19 protein-coding genes are annotated in these 19,824 nt (G+C 67.9%); 9 read left to right on the forward strand and 10 right to left on the reverse strand.

The window, feature by feature from the left end:
* Positions 1 to 19: 19 nt before the first annotated feature.
* Positions 20 to 2,005, forward strand: coding sequence for a protein-disulfide reductase DsbD family protein (locus VHB27_RS06700; protein ID WP_325598494.1), 1,986 nt, complete (start codon positions 20 to 22; stop codon positions 2,003 to 2,005).
* On the opposite strand, the gene VHB27_RS06705 is transcribed toward VHB27_RS06700, so the two are convergent.
* The 3 genes from VHB27_RS06705 to VHB27_RS06715 all read right to left on the reverse strand — a co-directional run bounded on the left by VHB27_RS06705 (position 1,982) and on the right by VHB27_RS06715 (position 4,926).
* Entirely contained in the window at positions 1,982 to 3,601 is a 1,620-nt protein-coding gene (locus VHB27_RS06705) for a SulP family inorganic anion transporter (protein WP_325598497.1), read from the reverse strand. The two genes, VHB27_RS06700 and VHB27_RS06705, sit on opposite strands and share 24 nt — an antisense overlap.
* Positions 3,602 to 3,715: 114 nt before the next feature.
* On the reverse strand, positions 3,716 to 4,252 hold the full coding sequence (gene thpR, locus VHB27_RS06710; protein WP_325598499.1) for an RNA 2',3'-cyclic phosphodiesterase: 537 nt from the start codon (positions 4,250 to 4,252) through the stop codon (positions 3,716 to 3,718).
* 8 nt (positions 4,253 to 4,260) lie between these two features.
* On the reverse strand, positions 4,261 to 4,926 hold the full coding sequence (locus VHB27_RS06715; protein WP_325598501.1) for an arylesterase: 666 nt from the start codon (positions 4,924 to 4,926) through the stop codon (positions 4,261 to 4,263).
* 219 nt (positions 4,927 to 5,145) lie between these two features.
* Here VHB27_RS06715 and VHB27_RS06720 point away from each other — a divergent pair, with 219 nt between their 5' ends.
* The 4 genes from VHB27_RS06720 (at position 5,146) to VHB27_RS06735 (ending at position 10,474) form a co-directional block, all read left to right on the forward strand.
* Positions 5,146 to 5,868 (forward strand): ABC transporter ATP-binding protein, encoded by a 723-nt coding sequence (locus tag VHB27_RS06720; protein WP_325598503.1) that lies wholly within the window; start codon positions 5,146 to 5,148, stop codon positions 5,866 to 5,868.
* Positions 5,865 to 8,372, forward strand: a complete 2,508-nt coding sequence (locus tag VHB27_RS06725) for an ABC transporter permease (protein WP_325598505.1) — start codon at positions 5,865 to 5,867, stop codon at positions 8,370 to 8,372. Before VHB27_RS06720 ends, VHB27_RS06725 begins: the two co-directional genes overlap by 4 nt.
* 143 nt (positions 8,373 to 8,515) lie before the next feature.
* Positions 8,516 to 9,283 (forward strand): Bax inhibitor-1/YccA family protein, encoded by a 768-nt coding sequence (locus VHB27_RS06730; protein ID WP_325598507.1) that lies wholly within the window; start codon positions 8,516 to 8,518, stop codon positions 9,281 to 9,283.
* Positions 9,284 to 9,697: 414 nt separating this feature from the next.
* On the forward strand, positions 9,698 to 10,474 hold the full coding sequence (locus VHB27_RS06735; RefSeq protein ID WP_325598509.1) for a hypothetical protein: 777 nt from the start codon (positions 9,698 to 9,700) through the stop codon (positions 10,472 to 10,474).
* Between the two features lie 61 nt (positions 10,475 to 10,535).
* On the opposite strand, the gene VHB27_RS06740 is transcribed toward VHB27_RS06735, so the two are convergent.
* The 3 genes from VHB27_RS06740 to VHB27_RS06750 all read right to left on the reverse strand — a co-directional run bounded on the left by VHB27_RS06740 (position 10,536) and on the right by VHB27_RS06750 (position 13,773).
* Positions 10,536 to 11,801, reverse strand: a complete 1,266-nt coding sequence (locus VHB27_RS06740) for an NAD(P)/FAD-dependent oxidoreductase (protein ID WP_325598511.1) — start codon at positions 11,799 to 11,801, stop codon at positions 10,536 to 10,538.
* Positions 11,802 to 11,895: 94 nt separating this feature from the next.
* Positions 11,896 to 12,543 (reverse strand): hypothetical protein, encoded by a 648-nt coding sequence (locus tag VHB27_RS06745; RefSeq protein WP_325598513.1) that lies wholly within the window; start codon positions 12,541 to 12,543, stop codon positions 11,896 to 11,898.
* A 9-nt stretch (positions 12,544 to 12,552) separates the two neighbouring features.
* Positions 12,553 to 13,773 carry a hypothetical protein gene (locus VHB27_RS06750; RefSeq protein ID WP_325598515.1) on the reverse strand — a complete coding sequence of 407 codons (1,221 nt, stop codon included), beginning with the start codon at positions 13,771 to 13,773 and terminating at the stop codon, positions 12,553 to 12,555.
* Positions 13,774 to 13,878: 105 nt separating this feature from the next.
* Between VHB27_RS06750 and VHB27_RS06755 the strand changes: the two genes are divergently transcribed.
* Together VHB27_RS06755 and VHB27_RS06760 are read left to right on the forward strand one after the other, a co-directional pair.
* Positions 13,879 to 14,097 (forward strand): hypothetical protein, encoded by a 219-nt coding sequence (locus tag VHB27_RS06755; protein WP_325598517.1) that lies wholly within the window; start codon positions 13,879 to 13,881, stop codon positions 14,095 to 14,097.
* A 16-nt stretch (positions 14,098 to 14,113) separates the two neighbouring features.
* The gene (locus VHB27_RS06760) at positions 14,114 to 14,803 is read left to right on the forward strand and encodes a DUF899 domain-containing protein (protein ID WP_325598519.1); all 690 of its coding nucleotides are present in this window, start codon (positions 14,114 to 14,116) and stop codon (positions 14,801 to 14,803) included.
* Positions 14,804 to 14,897: 94 nt separating this feature from the next.
* Here the strand turns inward: VHB27_RS06760 and dnaA are convergent, their stop codons facing one another.
* The 3 genes from dnaA to VHB27_RS06775 all read right to left on the reverse strand — a co-directional run bounded on the left by dnaA (position 14,898) and on the right by VHB27_RS06775 (position 18,133).
* Positions 14,898 to 16,391, reverse strand: a complete 1,494-nt coding sequence (gene dnaA, locus VHB27_RS06765) for a chromosomal replication initiator protein DnaA (RefSeq protein ID WP_325598531.1) — start codon at positions 16,389 to 16,391, stop codon at positions 14,898 to 14,900.
* 407 nt (positions 16,392 to 16,798) lie between these two features.
* Entirely contained in the window at positions 16,799 to 17,068 is a 270-nt protein-coding gene (rpsT, locus tag VHB27_RS06770) for a 30S ribosomal protein S20 (RefSeq protein WP_325598521.1), read from the reverse strand.
* Positions 17,069 to 17,236: 168 nt separating this feature from the next.
* Positions 17,237 to 18,133, reverse strand: coding sequence for a cation diffusion facilitator family transporter (locus VHB27_RS06775; protein ID WP_325598523.1), 897 nt, complete (start codon positions 18,131 to 18,133; stop codon positions 17,237 to 17,239).
* A 294-nt stretch (positions 18,134 to 18,427) separates the two neighbouring features.
* Between VHB27_RS06775 and VHB27_RS06780 the strand changes: the two genes are divergently transcribed.
* Positions 18,428 to 18,937, forward strand: coding sequence for a hypothetical protein (locus VHB27_RS06780; RefSeq protein WP_325598525.1), 510 nt, complete (start codon positions 18,428 to 18,430; stop codon positions 18,935 to 18,937).
* Positions 18,938 to 18,944: 7 nt separating this feature from the next.
* Positions 18,945 to 19,463, forward strand: a complete 519-nt coding sequence (locus VHB27_RS06785) for a GNAT family N-acetyltransferase (protein ID WP_325598527.1) — start codon at positions 18,945 to 18,947, stop codon at positions 19,461 to 19,463.
* An 8-nt stretch (positions 19,464 to 19,471) separates the two neighbouring features.
* Here the strand turns inward: VHB27_RS06785 and VHB27_RS06790 are convergent.
* On the reverse strand, positions 19,472 to 19,824 hold a 353-nt coding region (locus VHB27_RS06790), incomplete at its 5' end, for a TauD/TfdA dioxygenase family protein (RefSeq protein ID WP_325598529.1).

The raw sequence follows: 19,824 nt of genomic DNA on the forward strand, positions 1-19,824 counted from the left end.
GGGCATATGGGGCATCGCCATGACCCGCATCCTGCTGTTCCTCCTGGCTCTCCTTCTCCCCGTCGCCGCCCAGGCGCGGGAGAGCGAGCCCGTCACCAGCGCCAGGGCGACGGCGACGCTGGTGTCGGATACCGATGCGATCCAGGCGGGCGTGCCGTTCCGGGTGGGGCTGCGACTCCAGCTTGCGCCCGGCTGGCACACATATTGGAAGAACCCGGGCGATGCCGGCGTGCCGCCGGAGCTGACCTTCGACAATGCCAAGGCCTCGGCCATCTCATGGCCCGCGCCACGCCGCATCTCCGAAGGCACTGTCATGACGTATGCCTATACACAATCGGTGCTGCTGCCGGTGACGGCGACGGCCGCGCCCGGCGTGCTGAAGGCGCATGCGCAATGGCTGGTCTGCAAGGAGATCTGCGTGCCGGAGGAAGGCGATTTCACGCTCGACCTGCCGGCCGGCACGCCGGCGCCCTCGGCCCAGGCGCCGCTGTTCGCCGCGCATGACCGGGCAGTGCCACGCCCCTCGCCGTGGCCGGCGACGATCGCGCGGGATGGGACGCTCTTCGTCAAGGGCGCTGGCCTTGCCAAGGCGGGCGTCATGGACGCCTCGTTCATTCCCGACGCGCCGGGGGCCATCGACGACGATGCCGCGCAGCCGTTGTCGGTACGGAACGATGGCTTCACGCTGGCGTTGAAGCTGGCGAAGGGTTTCGATCCGGCGAAGGGCCTGGCGGGCGTGCTGTCGATCCACGACCGTTCGGGCACGCAGACCGACGTCACGGTCAATGCCATGCCGGGCCCGGCGCCTGCCGCCAATGGACCGTCCCTGGTGCAGGTCCTGCTGTTCGCCTTCCTGGGCGGGTTGATCCTGAACCTGATGCCCTGCGTGTTCCCGATCCTGGCGATGAAGGCCGTGACGCTCGCCAACCATCGGCATCATGCGCACAGCCTGGCCTATATGATGGGTGTGCTCGTCACCTTCGTCGGTCTCGCCGCCGCGCTGCTCGTCGCGCGGCAGGCCGGCGTGGCGGCCGGATGGGGGTTCCAGTTCGCCTCGCCGATCTTTGTCGCACTGGTGACGTGGCTGCTGTTCGCCGTCGGGCTGAACCTGTCCGGCGTGTATGAGGTCGGCGGGCGGCTGGCGGGCGTCGGAAGCGGCCTGGCCGATCGCGGCGGCGTCGTGGGGAACTTCTTCACGGGCCTGCTGGCGGTGCTGGTGGCCACGCCCTGCACCGCTCCCTTCATGGGCGCGGCGATCGCGGCCGGCCTCGCCGCGCCGCCGGCGGTGACGCTGCTGGTGTTCGCAGTGATGGGGCTTGGCCTCGCCATCCCTTACGTCGCGCTCGCGTCCATCCCTGGCCTGGTCGGGCTGTTGCCGCGGCCTGGGCACTGGATGGTGGTGTTCAAGCAGGTTCTGGCGTTCCCGATGTATGGGGCGGCGGTCTGGCTGCTGTGGGTCGTCAGCCAGGAAGCGGGTCCCATGGGCGTGCTGATCACCGGCGCCGGGCTGGTGCTGGTGGGGTTCGCGGCCTGGGCCTTTGGCGCCGCGCGAGGACGGGGACGGCGCTTGGGGGGCGCCGCAGCCGCCATCGCGCTGCTCGCCGCGGTCGCCATCCTGCCGCAGCTTTCGACCGCGTCCGCCGCGCGGCAGGTCGCCTCCGCCTCCAATACCGAGAGCTTCACTCCCGCTCGGCTGGCCGCGCTGCGCAGCGAAGGACGGCCGGTCTTCGTCAACATGACCGCTGCCTGGTGCGTCACCTGCCTGGTGAACGAGCGGGTGGCCCTGGACAGCGACGCGGTGCAGCAGGCCTTCGCGGATCACAAGGTCGCGTATCTGAAGGGGGATTGGACCCGGCAGGACCCGGCGATCACCGCGTTCCTGCGGGACCACGGGCGGGACGGCGTGCCGCTGTATGTCTATTTCCCCAGCGACGGCGGGACGCCGAAGGTGCTGCCGCAGATCCTGACGCAGCGGACGGTGCTAGGGCTGTTCGGGCAAGGCTGAGCCGGCCGCGGTCGCCGCCGTATAGGCATCCACGACGCTGTGAAAGCATCGTGCGTCGGATGCCAGGTCCGGGGCGGTGCGAGCGATGGCGTCGCGGATATGGTCCTTCGTCCGCGCCAGCAGCAGGCGGCGGCCGGCTTTCCGCAACGCCTCGTCGCATTCGGCCAGCGCGTCGATCGCGGTGGAGTCGAGGTCCGAGCTTTCCTCCAGGGACAGGATGACCTGCCTGATGGACGCGTCATCCTCGGCCCAACGGGCGATCCTGGTGAGGACCCGTTCGGCGTTCGCGAAAAACAGCGGTTCCGCCGGACGCAGGATCAGCAGGCCGGGATACGCTTCGGCCTCCGGATGGCGCGTCCGGCTCGTGAAGTCGGTGGTGCCGGGCAGGCGGCCCAGTTCGCTGACGCTCGCGCCGGAGAGCCGCTGCAGGAGGGCCAGCACGGAGATGGCGACGGCCAGCAGCATGCCGTCCAGGACACCGAGCAGAAGCACCGACAGCACGGCGGTGGCGGCGACGTAGGCGTCCCGGCGCAAATACCAGAGTCGCGCGAGCGGGGCCGGGTCGAGGGCATGGGCGAGCGACGCGATGACGATCGCGGCGAGCACCGGCATGGGCAGCAAAGCAATGAGCGTTCGGCCCCAGACGGCCAGCACCAGCATGGCGGCCATGGCGGCCACGCCCGCCATCCGGGTCCGGGCGCCCGCCGTCTCGGCAGCGGCGGAGGCGGAAAATCCGGCGCCGACCGGCATCCCCTGCGCGATCCCTGACAGCAGGTTGGCGCAGCCCAACGCCACCAGTTCGCGGTTCACCATGATCCTGTCGCCGTGCAGCAGCGCGAAGCCGCGGATGGACCCCCAGGATTCGGCGAAGAGGATCAGAAACAGGGGGGCCGCCAGTTCCGCCACGCCACTCCAGCCAGCGGGGGACAGGTCGGGCCAGGCGAGGTGCGGCCACTGCACCGGCAGCGCGCCCACCAGGGCGACGCCATGGGCCGGCAGGTCGGCCGCGGCGCTCAACCCCACGCCGGCGGCGAGGACGAGGGCGGGCGCCGGAAGGCGGCTGTATCGCCGGATCAGCAGGATCGCGGCCAGCGCGGCGACCCCCAGCAGCACCGCGCCGAGGCGCCAGGAGGGCAGGGCGAGCAGCAGGTGCCAGAGCAGGGGCAGGGTATCGGCCCGTCCGTCCTGCACGCCGGTGATGGCGGGAAGCTGCTTCACCGTGATGGTGATGGCGATGCCAAGCGTGAAGCCGCGCAGGACCGGACGGGAGATGAAGCTGGCCAGCACGCCAAGCTGCGCCACGCCCGCCGCCACGAAGCAAAGGCCGGCTGCCAGCACCGCTGCTTCCGTCACCGAGGCGGCGTTGCTCCCCTGCACCTGTTCCGACAGCAGCAAGGCCGCCAGGATGGCCGCCGAGGACGAAGTCGGGGCGACCATGGCGAACCGGCTGCGCCCCAGCGCCGCATAGGCGGCAAGTCCGGCGATGGTGGCGACGATGGCGTGCCCTGGCGCCAGCCCGGCGATGCCGGCATAGGCGATGGCGGACGGCAGCAACAGGCCGGCCACCGAAATTCCGGCCGTGACGTCGCGGATCATCTGATACCGACCGGCATGGATGGTGACTTCCTTCCGCGCCGTGGCCCTGCCAGGCCGGGCCACGGCGGAGGGACGCGATCAAGGGGCACGATCGGCGCCGCTCGGCATCGGCCTCTATGCCAGTTCGTACTCCACCTCGGGCGTATAGACAGATGCCTCTTTCCCAAGCTGGGAGCTGAACAGCGTGAAGTGCTCCACCGGCATGGGGTCGGCGCGGAACAGGTTATGGGCCTGCACGAACGACACGACCTTGCCCTCCGGCGCGTTGTCCAGGCGCGCCAGCGTCACATGCGGCTGGAAGCGCCGCCGCTCCGGTTCCAACCCGCAGCGCTGCAAGGCGGTTTCGATCTTGGTCTGCAAGTGGTCCAATTGCGGGTTCCGCTCCACGCCGACCCAAAGCGCCGTGCTGCGCCCGGCCTTGGTGAAGGTCCCCACCCCCGCGAGCGTCAGGGAAAAGCCGCGCGCCCGCAGGCCGCTCAGCGCCAGGTCGATCTCCTCGGCGCGATGGCCGGGGGTTTCGCCGATGAAGCGCAGCGTCAGATGGTAGTTCTCGGGGGGCACCCAGCGCGCGCCCGCGATCCCGGCACTGGCCAGGACGGCCAGCCGTTCCCGCAGGGTCCAGGGCAGGTCGAGAGCCACGAACAATCTCATCTGGCCACCTATCCCGGTTTGATCTCCGCCAGCAGTTTTTCCACCAGGGGCAAGATTCGCGCAACCACGCGGCGCACGCCCTCGGGGTTCGGGTGCATGCCGTCCGCCTGGTTCAAGGCGGGGATGGTCGCCACGCCTTCCAGGAAGAACGGATCGTAGAGCACCCCTGGCCGCTTCCCCAGCCGGTCGAACACCGCTCGGTATGCCTTTTCATAGTCCGGCCCGAGATTGGGCGGCGCGTACATCCCCGTGAGCAGCACCGGAATCCCCCGTTTCGCCAGGTCGTCGAGGATCGCGGTCAGGTTCGCCTCCATGTCCTTGGGGTCGACCCCCCGCAGCCCGTCATTGGCGCCAAGCTCCACGATCGCCGCGTCGGCGCCTTTGGGATCGCCGTCGTCCCCGCCCAGCGTCCAGTCGAGCCGTGCCAGGCCGCCCGCCGAGGTGTCGCCGGACACTGCCCCATCGATGATCCGCACGTCGTGGCCGGCTTTCCTCAGGGCTTCCCGCAACTGCACCTCGAACCCCTGGTCGTGGGGCAGCCCGTAGCCGGCGGACAGCGAGTCGCCCAGGACCAGCAGACGGGGTTCGGCCGGAAACGCGGGGGACGCGAATGCCAGCCCGCACCCCAGGGCAAGCCAGAAACGTCCCCTGAACGCCGCTGCGACAAATCCCAAGCCAACCTCCTGTCATCGCATGAGCGGCACTGCCCGGACGCCGGCACGCCACCATCATATGGGGTGTGCCGGTGGGGTGTGCCGGTGGACTTAACCGACGGACTTTCCGTGACGGTTTGATCCCGGTGGATTTGCCGGACGGACTTGCCGGCGGATTGGCCCACCTTACTCGTCCGCTAGGTCTTCCGCCCGCGCCGTGCCGCCCAATATACAGCGCCGATGGACGCCACGCCGCACGCCCTTCCTTCCTCCGCCCCTTTGGCCGAACCGCTCGTGCGGATCAGGGGCCTCACCCTCACCGTCCCATCCGCTGCGGGGCCCGTCCACATCCTGCGCGGGGTCGATCTCGACATCGCCAAAGGCGAGGCCGTGGCGCTGGTCGGCCCCTCGGGCTCCGGCAAGACCAGCCTGCTGATGGTGCTGGCGGGGCTGGAACGGGCCACCGGCGGCAGCGTGACCGTCGACGGCCAGACCGTCACGGACATGACCGAGGACGCGCTGGCGAAGCTGCGGCGGGAGCGGATCGGCATCGTTTTCCAGGCCTTCCACCTGATCCCCACCATGACGGCGCTGGAGAACGTCTCGGTTCCCCTGGAACTTGCCGGCATCCGCGACGCCGCGTCCCGCGCCCGCTCCGCCCTCGACTCCGTCGGGCTCGGCCATCGGCTGATACATCTGCCTGGACAATTGTCGGGCGGCGAGCAGCAGCGCGTGGCGCTGGCCCGAGCGTTCGCGCCCGAACCGGGCTTGCTGCTGGCGGATGAACCGACGGGCAACCTGGACCAGGCGACGGGCGAGCAGGTCATCGACTTGCTGTTCGCCATGCGCGCCCGCACCGGTGCGACGCTGCTGCTGATCACCCACGATCCGGGTCTTGCCGCCCGCTGCGACCGGCAGGTCCATATCGCCGACGGCCGCGTCGCCGAGGCGGTCGCCGCGTGACGCTGGCGTTCCGGCTCGCGCGGCGGGAACTGCGCGGCGGCGTCCGCGGATTATGGATCGTGGTCCTGTGCCTGGCGCTGGGCGTGGCCGTCATCGCCGCGGTCGGGTCGCTGCGTGCGGCCGTGAACGCCGGCCTGGCCGCTGACGGGCGCGCATTGCTGGGCGGAGACCTGGCCATCGATACCGGACCCGAACCCGTGCCGGGGGCGTTGCGCCAGTGGCTGGCGGGACAGGGCGCGCGGACGTCGGAAGTCGTGCAGATGCGCTCGATCCTGGTGGCGCCGCCGTCGGGCCGGTCGGCGGGACAGCGGCAACTCGTCGATTTGAAAGCGGTCGACGCCGCATGGCCCCTGGTCGGGACGGCCGGGATCGACCCATCCCAGACCTTGCCGGCGGCGTTCGCCGATCATGGCATGCTGGTCGAGCAGATCGTCCTCGACCGGTTGGGCCTGAAACGGGGGGATAGCGTCCGGTTGGGAACCGCGACCTTCCATATCGCCGGCGTGCTGACGGCGGAGCCGGACCGCGTGGCAACGGCGTCGATCCTGGGGCCGCGCGTGCTGATCAGTGCCGCCGACCTGGGGTCCACCGGCCTGCTGGCGCCCGGCGCGATGGTGCGGTACGCGGTGCGGCTGACGGCGCCCCATCCGGCGGCGATCGCGGCGGCGATCCCGGACCGGTTTCCGGGTCAGGGATGGCGGGTACGCGACCCCGGCGACGCGGCGCCGGGCGTGACGCGGTTCATCGACCAGATCGCGCTGTTCCTGACGCTGGTCGGCCTGACCTCCTTGCTGGTCGGCGGCATCGGCGTGGCCAATGGCGTGCGGGCCTGGCTGGACGCCCGCGCTCGGACGATCGCGACGCTGCGCTGCCTGGGCGCGTCGCCCGCGCTGGTCTTCGCGGTGTGCCTGATCCAGGTCCTGGCGCTGGCCTGCGTGGGCATCGTGGCGGGGCTGCTGATCGGCGCGATCCTGCCGATGGCTGCCTCCGGCCTGCTGTCCGGCCTGCTGCCGGTGCCGCCGGTCGCCGGGGTCTATCCGCTGCCGCTGGCCCTGGCGGCCGGGTTCGGCATCCTGATCGCGCTTTGCTTCGCGCTCTGGCCGCTGGGCCGGGCCGCGCGGATCCCCGGCGGCGCGCTGTTCCGGGACGGGCTGATCCCGGAGGGCACCAGGCCGTCCTGGCCGCTGGTCATCGTGAACGTCCTGCTGGGCGGCGCGCTGGTCGCACTGACCATCCTGGCTTCGGGCGATCGGCGATTCGCCCTCTGGTTCTGCCTCGCCGCGCTGGCGACCCTGGTGCTGTTCCGTGCGGGCGGATGGCTGGTGATGCGTGGTTCCCGGATGGCCGGCGGCGTGGGCGGTCCGGCGGCGCGGCTTGGCATCGCCAACCTGCACCGGCCCGGCGCACCGACCCCGCTGATGCTGCTGTCCGCCGGGCTGGGCCTGTCGACCCTGGCGGCAGTGGCGCTGATCCAGGGCAACATGGCACGGCAGATCCAGGACCAGTTGCCCGAGAACGCGCCCAGCTTCTTCTTCGTCGACATCCAGAACGACCAGGCACCGGCCTTCGAGAAGATCGTCGCCACCCAGCCCGGCCGGCCCGAGATGCACATCGTTCCGTCCCTGCGTGCGCGCGTCGTCGCGGTGAAGGGCGTGCCGGTGGACCAGGTGAAGGCCACGCCCGACACCGCCTGGGCGCTGCGCGGCGACCGCGGCCTGACCTATGCCGCCATGCCGCCCGCCGGCACGCGGCTGGTCGCCGGGCACTGGTGGCCGCCGACTTATGACGGACCGCCGCTGGTGTCATTCGACGCCGGCCTCGCGCAGGGTTGGGGCGTGCGGGTCGGCGACGTCATCCGGGTCAATGTCCTGGGCCGCGACGTCGACCTGAAAGTCGCCAGCCTGCGCGACATCAACTGGCGGACGCTGGGCATCAACTTCTTCATGGTCGCGAGCCCCGGCCTGTTGGCGCACGCGCCGCATTCCAACATCGCCACCGTCAAGCTGCCGAGGGCGGAAGAGGGCGCGCTGCTGCGGGCCGTGACCGACGTGCTGCCGAACGTGACCGGCATCCGGGTGCGGGACGTGCTGGGGGCGCTCGCCGGCCTGCTGAACCAGGTGGCCGCGGCGCTCAGCATCACGGGCGGCGTCACCCTGCTGGCCGGCGCCTTCGTCCTGGTCGGCGCCATCGCCGCCGGCCAGCGCCGCCGGGTGCGGGAGGCGGTGATCCTCAAGACCCTGGGCGCGACGCGCGCGCAGATCCGCGCGGCGTGGCTGACCGAGTTCGGCATATTGGGGCTGGTGGCGGGCCTGATCGCCGCGCTGGTGGGGTCAGCCGCGAGCTACGGCGTCATGCATTACATTCTGCACACGGACTGGATTTTCCTGCCTGCAACGCTCATTTACACGCTTATGGGAGCGCTCGCTATTATGCTCGTGTTCGGTTATGCTGGGACATCGGCTGCACTGCGGGCAAGGCCTGCGCCGCTCTTGAGGAACGAGTAGCGCGGGCACGAGCCTTGCTCGCCCCGTGGTGAAGCTGCCCTCCGGTCCCTCTCGCCTCATCCCCCGGATGCCGGCGGCGGACGAACGGAGGAACCAAACCGGGCATCCGTGGGAACGGGCGCTCGCTCGAAAGGAAAAGGAACATGGCGTTTAGTCCGCAATTCGGTGCCTATCCTCGGACGTCCGCGACGACCGCGGCGGTATTCGATGCTGGCCTGCGGGCATATATGCTGCGGGTCTACAACTGGATGGCGTCCGGCCTTCTGCTGACTGGCGTTGTCGCTTATGCGATCGCCAATACGTCGCTGCTGAACGCGTTCTACCCGCTGGTGCAGACCCCGATGGGCATGGTGCACCAGGCAAGCGCGCTGGCGATGATCTCCATCTTCGCGCCGCTGGCCTTCGTGCTGGTGCTGTCGCTGGGGGTGAACCGGCTGTCGGTCTCGGCCGCGCAAGGCCTGTTCTGGGCATTCTGCGTGGCGATGGGCGCCAGCATGGTCAACATCTTCCTGATCTACACGCAGGAATCGATCGTGCGGGTGTTCTTCATCACCGCCGCGACCTTCGGTGCGACCAGCCTGTATGGCTACACGACGCGATCCGACCTGACCCGGGTGGGCAGCTTCATGATGATGGGCCTGTTCGGCATCATCATCGCCAGCCTGGTCAATTTCTTCGTGCAGTCCAGCGCCCTGCAGTTCGCGCTGAGCATCATGGGCGTGGTCGTGTTCACCGGCCTGACGGCCTATGACACGCAGCGGATCAAGAGCAGCTACCTGCAGTTCGCCTATGCCGACGGCCCCCAGGGCGCGGCCAAGCGCAGCGTGTATGACGCGCTGAGCCTGTACCTGAACTTCATCAACCTGTTCATGCTGCTGCTTCAGTTGCTGGGCAACCGGAACAACAACTGACGCGGCCACGACCGGGTCTTGTGACGAAAGGGCGGGTTGATCCCGCCCTTTTTCGTTGGCCGGCAACCAGACCTGGCGCGGCGTGCCGAGGATGGCCGCACACGGTCGACCCGAACTCGGGGCCAGGGCGGGCGAGGCGGGTCTCGAACGGCTCACGCAGGGTCGCGGAATCGTGATGTCGATCGGCCACAGCCAGGGTCTTTCAGCCAGGTTTGTGTAGTATTCAATACGCTGTGCCGGTTACAGTAATAAATACTACAATTCTGTGAACGCCATTCATGGACCGACACCAGCCCGGACGGCCTTTCCGGCTTCGGCCCTGGCGCGGGCCGGTCCTGTTCACCGGCCTCGCCCTCTCTTTGGCGTGGACCTGCTTGCGCCGGGTCTCGCAACGCTCGTGACAAGGACTCCGCCATGGACAATCGGCTGCATGGACTGAGCAAGGTCCCCGAGGTGACGCTGACGTTCTGGGTCATCAAGATCGCCGCCACGACGCTTGGCGAGACGGGAGGCGACACCGTCACGATGACCCTCGGTTGGGGATACCTCGCCGGAACCGCACTGTTCGCCTTGCTCCTCGCGGTGCTGGTCGCGGCGCAGATCCGGGCCCCGCGCTTTCATCCGCTGCTCTATTGGGCAACCATCATCGCCTCCACGACATTCGGCACGACCATGGCCGACTTCGCGGACCGATCGTTGGGCATCGGGTATACCGGCGGCTCCACGCTGCTGCTCTGCTGCCTGTTGGCGTCGCTTGCCTGCTGGTATCGGGTGGAGGGCACGATTTCGGTGCGGACGATCACCACGCCTCGCGCCGAGGCGTTCTACTGGCTTGCGATCACCTTCTCCCAGACCCTCGGCACGGCCTTGGGTGACTGGGCGGCCGATACCGGAGGTCTCGGCTATGGCGGCGGCGCCGCGTTGTTTGGAGCCGGGCTCCTGGTGCTGCTTGGCTTCTATCTCCGGACCCAGGTTTCGCGTGTCGTGCTGTTTTGGGCCGCCTTCATCCTGACGCGGCCACTGGGCGCCACGGTGGGCGATTTCCTCGACAAGCCCGTGGCGCATGGCGGCTTGGCCCTGAGCCGGCCGCTCGCTTCACTGATGATCACGGTGTTCATCATCGGCTGCCTGGTGGTCCTGCCGCAGCGGGCCGGCCGGCATCCGGGAGACGACGCGACAGAGGCTGCCTGAGGGAGGTGCCTAGGGGGCTGCCTGGGGGGCCGTTTAGGGGGGAACCGTCACCGCCGGGCGGCTAAGCCGCCAGATGCGACCCGTCAAAGCGCCGGTCCGGCCGGTATGGCGCGATGTCCAGGTTCGGCGTTTCGTCGCGTGCCAGCGTGCCGACGACCGTTCCGGTCACCGCGCCGAACGTGACCCCAAGATGCCCGTGGCCGAAGGCGAAGATCACGTTCCGATGCCGCTTCGACCGTCCGATCACCGGTAGCGAATCGGGCGTCGAAGGGCGTGAGCCGACCCAGCGGGAGGCGACGTGCACCTCCAACCCCCGCAGCATCCCCGCCGCCGCGCGGAAGATCCGCTCTGCGCGCGGATGGTCCGGCGGGGCGTCGATCGCCGTGAGTTCCGCCATCGTGGTCATGCGCAGGCCGGTGTTGAGCGTCACCACCGAGACGTTGTGATCGCCGGACACCAGCGGGACTTTCGGCAAATGCGGCGCGTCCTCGATCATCACGTGATAACCGCGTTCGGGGATCAGGTTCACCGCTTCGCCCAGCATGGCCACCAGGTCGCGGGACCACGCGCCGGCGGAGACCACGACCAGGTCGCAGTCGTGGCGGCCGGCATTGGTGACGATGCGGGTCACGCCGGCAGGGCCGGTTTCGAAGCCGGTGACGGTCTCGGTCAACAGCCGCCCGCCACGCTGGCGGAAGGTGTCCACGATCGCCTCGGTCAGGTGCAGCGGGTTCACCACGGTCTGCACGATCGGGAAATAGGCGCCGGCGACGACCCGATCGGACAGCGCCGGTTCCAACTCATGCAGCGCCGGGCCCAGCAGTTCCACGACCTCGATGCCGTGGCGCCGGCGCAGGTCCAGGCCGCCCTTGGCGTTCCGGAACGCTTCCGTCGATTGATAGGCCTGGATCAGCCCGGTCGTGGAGATCAGGTCGGGGCGACCGATCTCGGCCAGCAGCGACTCGTACTCCGTCCCGGCCCGCGACAGCAGTGCCGCCCGCGCGCCGGCGATCGCCTCCACCCGCGCCGGCGCCAGCGCGTCGCGGAACCGCATCAGCCAGGGCAGCGAGCGGCCGAGGAACCCCAACCGGATCACCAGCGGATGCATCGGGTCGAGCAGCATCTTGGGCACGTCGCGCATCATCCCCGGCATGCCCAAAGGCGGCACGGAGGCGAGGCCGATGCTGGCGGAGTTGCCGAAGGTCGCGCCGTAGCCGGGCCGGTCCTTCTCGACCAGCGTGACGTCGAAGCCGCGGCGCAGCAGGGCCAACGCACAACAGGCCCCGACAATGCCGCCGCCGAGGACGAAAGCGCGTTCTTGACTCATATCGTGGTGTACCCTTCAGCCGGACCCGTCCGCACGCGGACGGACAACGGTAGCCGTCACCACCGCCGGCTGACAACGGAACGATGTGTTCCGCTCAAGAGGCTGCGTCCGCACGCCTCGGGCGGCGGATGGCGCGCAGCCTCCCGCTGTTCCCGCCGCCGCAGAAAAACCGGTCGCCCCCATCCGATTCCAGCCCGGAAACGCCGGCTCCCGGCGGCATGTCCAGGCGCGCGATCACTGCTCCCGTCCGTGGATCGATGCGCCGGACGTCGCTGGTCTCGTCCTGCCAGGTGCCGTGCCACAACTCGCCGTCGACCCAGGTGACGCCGGTGACGAAGCGATCGGATTCGATGGTGCGAAGCACGGCCCCGGTCTCCGGGTCGACCTGATGGATCTTCCGAGCGCGGTACTCGCCGACCCAAAGCGCCCCCTCGGCCCAGGCAAGGCCCGAAACCCCGCCGGCGGGTGCCGGGATGGTCGCCAGCACCTTGCCGGTCCCGGGGTCGATCTTCCGGATCGTGGCCTCGGCGATCTGGTACAGGTGGCGTCCATCGAACGCCGTTCCCGCGTCCGCCGCCACATCCAGCGAGCCGACGATGCCGCCGCCTTCGGGATCGAGCGCGTTCAGCCTGTTGCCGGAGGCGAACCAGACCCGTTGCCCGTCGAAACTGACCCCATGCACGCCATCGACCTCGGGGAAGGGACCGTATTCGCGGAGGATTTCAGCGTCTGTGCGTTTCATGCCCGCACGCTACCCGCGCGCCAGCGGGGCTGGGAGTAACAAGCTTGTCGGGAAACCCGGCACGTTCGGCGCCATCCACCGGCACGCTCGACCGCGGCCGAAGGATTCGACCCGGCCAGCGTCGGCCAGTGCTTCCAGCGCGCGCTGCGTGGTGCGGGGGCTGACGCCCAGCGCCAGCGCCAGCGCCGAACTCGACCACGCTTCCCCGTCCGCGAGCAGGGCCATGACCTCGGCGTGGTCGCCCTCGACCGGGGGCGCGAGCACCGCGACCGTCCGCGTCTTGCGCGGCTTCAGCACGAAGCCCCGGCTGGTCGCGGTCAGTTCGGCCACGGGTCCGAGCGTTTTGCGCAGCCGGCCGATTTCGACGCGCAGCCGCGCGCGGTGCGAGTCGTCCGCGTCGCGGCCCCGGAACGCGCACGCGATCAGCGTCCCTCGCGCGACGTCTCCGGGCCACGCCTCGGCGAGGGCCCGGGCGAGGGCGAACAGCACCGGACGGCCGGCAAGCGGAACGATGACCGGACCGGCGCGGACGACCAGGCGGCATGCATCGATCAGGAGCGCGCCCGAGTCGACCAAGGCCTCGATCGCGGGGAGCCTGAGCGGTTGGGTGCCGGCGTGCGTGATCATCCGCGCGGCGGGTGCATCGAGCGCCTGTGCCGCTCGCTCCACCTCGGACGCGAGGGCGGGGATCGCGACCTGGCGCGCGGCATGCGCGGCCCGGTCGAGCGCGGCGCGGGCCGCCTCCGCCCGGATGCGCCGCATCGCGACGCCGACGGCGACCAACCAATATCCTGCCCGCGACGCCGGCGGCAGCGCATCGGCATCGAGCATGTCCAGCGTCCGCTCGGCTTCGTCGAGACGCCCGATCAGGAGAAGCCGCCGGGCTTCGAGATAGCCGGCATGCGCCGCGTTCGCCCGGTCGCCCCGCGCTTCGAGCACCCTCCGCGCCGCGCCCAGCGTCCGGGTCGGTCCGCCCAGATCGCGCGACACGAGCGCGATCTCGGCTTCGGCGATGGCGCACCGCGCTCGGGCCGTCGCCTCGTCCGAACCGAAGCCGCGCGCGGCGCGGCGCAGCAGGTCCTTCGCTCGCGCCAGGTCGCCGAGCTGGGCCATGGCGATGCCGCGTAGCGCCAGCGCCGGCGGGTCGTCGCGCAGGGCGACCCGCTTCAGCGCCGCCAGCGGATCACCCGCCGCGAGCGCCCGTGCCGCAGCGGTTATCAGCGAGTCCATCGAAGAAATCCCGCCACACTTGTCACTCTCATTCCGCGTTTGCCTTGGCTTACCTCCCGGTCAGCCGACAATCGATCGGGAGACGGATGATGACAACGTCCTCAAATGGTGCAGACGGGAGGTTGGGCCAGATGGCTCACCCTCGCGGCATCGCCGACCTTCGCGGTCATGGCGTGGATCGCGGCGAAGGATGCGTCGCCGATGCCGTTCTGTGCCTCGGGGTCTAGTCTGCCGATCGACGGGATGGCGGCGATGTATGCGCTGATGAGCTTCTTTCATCTGCCACCCTGGCTGAAGCTCGCTTTCGGCATCGCGAACCGATAACCCAAGGAGAGCGACCATGGACCATGCAGTTGTTTCACATGAAGAATGGATCGAGGCCCGCAAGACGCTTCTCGCGAAGGAGCGTGCGATGACCCACGCGCTCGACGCGCTGCGCGCCGAGCGCCGGCAGATGCCGTGGGAGAAGATCGAGAAGCCCTATGTTTTCGAAGGCCCCGAGGGTCGATGCTCCCTCGGAGACTTGTTCCGAGGCCGCAGCCAGCTTGCCATCTACCATTTCATGCTGACGCCAGGTTCGGAGCACATTTGCCCAGGCTGCTCCTTTGTTTCCGATCATATCGACGCGGCGCGGCAGCATTTCGAGCATGCGGACCTGGCGTTCGCCGCGGTCTCACGCGTGCCGCTGCGGCGGATCGAGGAGGTGAGGGACCGGATGGGCTGGACGTTCCCCTGGGTCTCCTCCCACGGCAGCGACTTCAACTTCGATTTCGGTGTGTCGTTCACGCCGGAGGAGATTGCCGCCGGCCGTGCGATCTACAATTACGGCACGGTGATCCAGCGCAGCCAGGACATGTTTGGGGTGAGCGTCTTCGTGAAGGAGGATGGGGCCATCTACCACAGCTACTCGACCTACCACCGGGGGGCCGAACTGCTGATAGGGGCGTTCAACTGGCTGGACCTGGTACCCAAGGGGCGGAACGAGAGCACCGGGACCATGAGTTGGGTGCGGCGGCACGATGAGTATTGAGGGGGAAAGGTAGGAACGGGTGATACAAGCCGGACCGGCGGCATCGATGAGTCCGCCGGTCCGGCTGGAGCAGGTTAGCTGGTTTCCCGGACGATCATTGCGCTTCCAGCAAGCGTCGAAGCAACTCCACATCTTCCGCGAATGTTCCGTCGCGCTCCATCAGTTCGCTGACGCGACTGACGGCGTGCATCACCGTGGTGTGGTCGCGGTTGCCGAACTTGCGGCCGATCTCGGGCAGTGAGCGGCTGGTCAATTGTTTCGCCAGATACATCGCCACCTGGCGCGGCCGCGCGACGGCGCGGGCGCGGCGGGCAGAGGACATATCGGTCAGGCGAATCGAATAATGTTCCGCTACTTTCTTCTGGATCTCCTCGATCGTCACCTTGCGGTCGTGCGCCTTGAGGATATCGTGCAGAACCTCGTGTGTCGTTTCCAACGAAATAGTGCGGTTGAACAGGTTCGCGTGCGCGACCAACCGGTTCAACGCGCCCTCCAGTTCCCGCACGTTGGAGGTGATCTTGTGCGCCAGGAATTCCAGCACCTTTGCCGGCACGGGACATCCCGCTCGGCTGGCCTTCGCCTCCAGGATCGAAATCCGGAGTTCGTAGGTGGTGGAATGCAGGTCCGCCACCATGCCGCATCCGAGCCGCGTGCGCAGCCGATGCTCCAACCCATTGAGGTCGGAGGGGGATTTGTCGGCGGACACGACGATCTGCTTGCCCTGCTCGACGAGGTAGTTGAAGGTGTGGAAGAACTCTTCCTGCGTGTTCTCCTTCCCGATCAGGAACTGCAGGTCGTCGATCATCAGCACGTCGACGCTGCGCAGGTTTTCCTTGAACTCCATCGTGGCCTGGCTGCGGATGGCGGCGATGAAGCGGTACATGAACTTTTCGGCCGACATATAGGCGACCGAGACCGGTCGCGTGGTCCGATCGGTCAATTCCCAGGCGATCGAATGCATCAGATGGGTCTTGCCCAACCCCACACCGCCATAGAGGAACAGGGGGTTGAAGCCGGGGCTTGACGGCATTTCGGCGACACGCCGAGCACATGCGTATGCAAATTCGTTGGGTTTGCCGACGACGAAGCCTGCGAATGTGAAGCGCGGGTCGAGCGGTGCTGCGATGTCCGGACGCGGCTCGACGATGCGGTCGTCGCTCCACGCAGGCGTGGTATCCATCGGCTGTTCGGTGCGGATCGGGGCGGGGCGAAGGGCCGCGACGTGGCGTCCGTTCGCGGCGGGCGCCGTTTCCTCGGGCTGAGGCAGCACCGGGTGCGTCGACAACGGTTCGGCCAGGGCAATATCGCGGCCTTCACCGACGCGTATGTCGACACGTCGGACGGCGGGGCTTTCGGCTTGCCACAGCGCGCGCAGGCGGTCGCCGTAGCGGCTGGAGACCCAGTCGCGCAGGAAGCGGGTCGGTAGATAGATGGTGAGTTCATCGCCGTCCTGAACGCCGAGGCTCATTTGGCGCAGCCACGTTCGGTATTCGACGTCTCCGACCTCGGTCTGAAGGCGCCCTCGAATCCGGCCCCATTGTGCGGAAAGCTGGGTCTGTTCGAGGGTTTCCGGATCGGTTGTCGTCATCCAAGAACTCCCCCACGCTGCGGCCGTAGCCAGGACACACGTTTTCTTTCGGCCGTCTATGCCGACCGTTGGCAAGTCTTCAATTTGGTCAAGGCGCGGACTAAGCCCCCTCCCCATCACAGGGAATTTCGTTTTGATTGCGTCCGTCCCGCTGACACGTCCGAGTATGTCAGACTTTAAATTCGAGGCAATGGGAAACTCGCTCCGGATAAAACAATGGAAAGAAAAGATAGAAGATTACTCAAATAGAGTATGATGTATGGAAATAAACACCCGGCTGACTATTGTCATCAGCGGGGCGTTTCAATAACGCAATAGGCCTGCCGCCGCCATGACTGGATCAGGCGGAGTATCGGCCAATATTGCGTAGGAAGGCGAACCGGCCTGGCGCCGGTTCGCGGGACGGGTCAGGCGCCGGGCAGCGCCTTGATCCGGGACGACAAGCGGGAAAGCTTGCGCGCCACCGTGTTGGCATGCACCACGCCCTTGCCTCGCGCCCTCTGCATCTCGGGCTGCGCAGCCCTTAGAGCCGTCTGCGCCGCGGCCTTGTCGCCGCTGGCAATGGCCAACTCGACCTTCTTCACAAACGTACGCATCCGGGACTTACGGGCCTGGTTGCGCGCCGTTCGGGTTGCCGTCTGTCGAATGCGCTTCCGCGCGGATGCAGTGTTCGCCATTCTCGTTCGTTCGTCAGGGTTGAAGAGCCGACGACAAAGGACCGTGAACCCGAAATCCCCGTGTCATCAGCGGAAGATCAGGGTTCTAGCTATCCGCCAAACACGTGTCAAGGAGCGGTAAAGCAATCAAGGGTTGTAATTTCGAGTGAAAATCGCGGTAAGCCAGTGTCATAGCACCGGTACGCCACATTGTTTCGCTTTCTCCTCCGGTTCGACATGGATCGTAATCATCAGGTGGTCCATCTCGGCCTTCAGCGCGGACTCGATGCGATCGCAGATCGCATGCGCGGCCGCCACCGTCATGTTGCCCGGCACGACGAGATGAAACTCCAGGAACGTCAGCCGCCCGGCGTGACGGGTGCGCAGATCGTGCGCCTCCAGCGCCCCGGTCGCGCTTTCGGCCACCAGTTCCCGGATCCGGTTGACCACCGCCGGCTCCGGCGCCGCGTCCATCAGCCCGCTGACCGAGGCGGAGATCATCCGCGTCCCCGACCACAGGACATACACCCCCGTGGCCGCGGCCAGGATCGGGTCCAGGACCTGGTCGCCGGTGGAAATCGCCAGCAGGAACCCGACCGCAATGCCGATGGAGGTCACCACGTCGGCCGCGATGTGCCGCCCGTCCGCCTGCAGGGCCGGGGAACGCAGCCGCTTGCCCGCGCCGGTCAGCACCCAGGCCCAAATGGCGTTGATCGCCGTCGCCGCGGCGTTCAGTGCGACCCCCTGCAAGGGCAGGCCCAGGGTCCTGGGGTGCTGGTAGGCATCCCATGCCTCCCGGAAAATCATCAGGGACGCGAGGATGATCAGCACCCCCTCGATGACCGCGGCGAAAAACTCCGCCTTGTCATGTCCGTATGGATGGTTCGCGTCGGCCGGGCGGGAGGCGAAGCGGAGCGCCGCGAAGGCGATCAGGCTGGCGGCGACGTTGACAATGCTCTCGGCCGCATCCGAATACAGCGCCGCGCTGCCGGTGACCCACCAGGCGGCAGCCTTCAAGGTCAGTACCAGGCAGCCGGCGATGAGGCTGCCCAAGGCGTAATGGGTGCTGGCGAGAGCGATTTTCATCTCCCGCGCCCGTAGCACACCGGGGACATGGCGTCAGCCGCCGCCTCTTCCGGCGGCCGGAGGCAGGGAGACAGATAGCAACGGGGCGATCAACTGCTCGTGAGGCTCGGGCAGGAGTAGTTTTGTCAATGCATTACACGACGTACCGGTCAGTGTCTGTGAACACTGACCGTTAAAAAATTGATAGGAAACAGGTATGGTAGTACAGCTCATTCTCGGGTAGAGCACGGACTGGGTCACTCCACGCTCGATCCCGTCCGATTCTTATCTCGTAGCAGCCTAGAGAGGAAAGACATGCGCCGCCTGGTCACCGCCTTTGCCGCCTTCAGCCTGATCGCGTCCCAGTCCGCGTTCGCCGCGCGCCCCTGCACCTCGCTGTCGGACCAGTCCACGTTCGAGATCCAGGCGCTGCGCAGCGAACTGATGGTGCTGGCCACCGGCTGTCATGACGACACGCAATATAACGCGTTCATCCGCCGCTACCAGCCGGAGCTCCAGGCGAACGAGCGGCAGGTCGCTGCGTATTTCCAGCATCGCTATGGCCGGCTGGGGCAAACCGAGCATGACCGGTTCGTGACCGACCTGGCGAACGCGATGTCGCGGCAGGGCAGCGAGATCGGCGGAGATTTCTGCGCGCGCAACGGAATGATGTTCCATGAGGTCCTGGCGCTGAAGGGCACGTCGGAACTCAGCGACTATGCCGCGGGAAAGGACCTGATCCCTGCCAGCATCTCGGTCTGCACGCCGATGGCCACCCGTGAGGCCGTGGTCCGCAAGGCGGGCGCGAAGGCCGCCAGGAAGTAGCACGCGGTTGCCGGTTCCAATCCTCCGGACGCCGCGTCTTGTCCTGCGCGGCTTCCGGGCCGGCGACTGGGACGCTTACGCCGAAATGATGGCGGATATCGAGGTGCAGCGGTTCCTCGCCGGCCGAGCGTTCAGCCGCGAGGAGAGCTGGACGTCGATGGCGACGTTCTTGGGCAGTTGGGAATTGCGCGGCTACGGCATGTTCGCCGTCGAGCATGCCGGCGCATTCGTCGGACGCGTCGGAATCTACCACCCGGCCGACTGGCCTGAACCGGAGCTCGGCTGGTCGCTGGCCGCCCATGCCTGGGGCCGGGGTTTCGCCACGGAGGCCGCATCAGCCGTCAAGGACTGGGTGCTCGCCACGTTCGGATGGCCCCGGCTGGTCAGTTTCATCGCCAAGGAGAACATCCGCTCCCAGCGGGTCGCGGAAAAGCTGGGGGCGGTGCGGGACGGACCGATCACCCTGCGCGGAACGACGGTCGAGCAATGGGTGCACCCGACCGCGATGCAGGGCGTGGTGGTCTGATCCGGCGGCTACGCGGCCAGTTGCTCCGCGGTCATGCTGTCGCCCGCGACCGTCGTGCGCCGCATGTCCCGCACCAGGCTTTCGTCGAAGCGGCGCACCCGGTGCATGGTGACCCGATTGTCCCAGACGACCAGGTCGAATTGCCGCCATTTATGAGAATATGTGAATTGCGGCTGTGTCGCGTGCTCCGTCAGGTCGCGGATGAAGGCGCGTGCCTCGGGCATCGGCCAGCCGACGATCGTGCCGATATGCGACGATAGATAAAGCGACTTGCGTCCCGTCACCGGATGCGTGCGCACCAGGCGCTGGCGCACCGGCTTGAACATCCGCTGTTCGTCGTCGGACAATTCGGTGAAGCCCA

This window comes from Rhodopila sp., from assembly GCF_035548235.1.
GTDB lineage: Bacteria > Pseudomonadota > Alphaproteobacteria > Acetobacterales > Acetobacteraceae > Rhodopila.

Excerpts from the sequence above, each read along its gene's own strand:
- VHB27_RS06700 (WP_325598494.1), top strand. The coding sequence starts at position 20 with ATGACCCGCATCCTGCTGTTCCTCCTGGCTCTCCTTCTCCCCGTCGCC.
- VHB27_RS06705 (WP_325598497.1), bottom strand. The coding sequence starts at position 3,601 with ATGATCCGCGACGTCACGGCCGGAATTTCGGTGGCCGGCCTGTTGCTG.
- thpR (WP_325598499.1), bottom strand. The coding sequence starts at position 4,252 with ATGAGATTGTTCGTGGCTCTCGACCTGCCCTGGACCCTGCGGGAACGG.
- VHB27_RS06720 (WP_325598503.1), top strand. The coding sequence starts at position 5,146 with ATGGACGCCACGCCGCACGCCCTTCCTTCCTCCGCCCCTTTGGCCGAA.
- VHB27_RS06730 (WP_325598507.1), top strand. The coding sequence starts at position 8,516 with ATGGCGTTTAGTCCGCAATTCGGTGCCTATCCTCGGACGTCCGCGACG.
- VHB27_RS06735 (WP_325598509.1), top strand. The coding sequence starts at position 9,698 with ATGGACAATCGGCTGCATGGACTGAGCAAGGTCCCCGAGGTGACGCTG.
- VHB27_RS06740 (WP_325598511.1), bottom strand. The coding sequence starts at position 11,801 with ATGAGTCAAGAACGCGCTTTCGTCCTCGGCGGCGGCATTGTCGGGGCC.
- VHB27_RS06745 (WP_325598513.1), bottom strand. The coding sequence starts at position 12,543 with ATGAAACGCACAGACGCTGAAATCCTCCGCGAATACGGTCCCTTCCCC.
- VHB27_RS06750 (WP_325598515.1), bottom strand. The coding sequence starts at position 13,773 with ATGGACTCGCTGATAACCGCTGCGGCACGGGCGCTCGCGGCGGGTGAT.
- VHB27_RS06755 (WP_325598517.1), top strand. The coding sequence starts at position 13,879 with ATGGTGCAGACGGGAGGTTGGGCCAGATGGCTCACCCTCGCGGCATCG.
- VHB27_RS06760 (WP_325598519.1), top strand. The coding sequence starts at position 14,114 with ATGGACCATGCAGTTGTTTCACATGAAGAATGGATCGAGGCCCGCAAG.
- dnaA (WP_325598531.1), bottom strand. The coding sequence starts at position 16,391 with ATGACGACAACCGATCCGGAAACCCTCGAACAGACCCAGCTTTCCGCA.
- rpsT (WP_325598521.1), bottom strand. The coding sequence starts at position 17,068 with ATGGCGAACACTGCATCCGCGCGGAAGCGCATTCGACAGACGGCAACC.
- VHB27_RS06775 (WP_325598523.1), bottom strand. The coding sequence starts at position 18,133 with ATGAAAATCGCTCTCGCCAGCACCCATTACGCCTTGGGCAGCCTCATC.
- VHB27_RS06780 (WP_325598525.1), top strand. The coding sequence starts at position 18,428 with ATGCGCCGCCTGGTCACCGCCTTTGCCGCCTTCAGCCTGATCGCGTCC.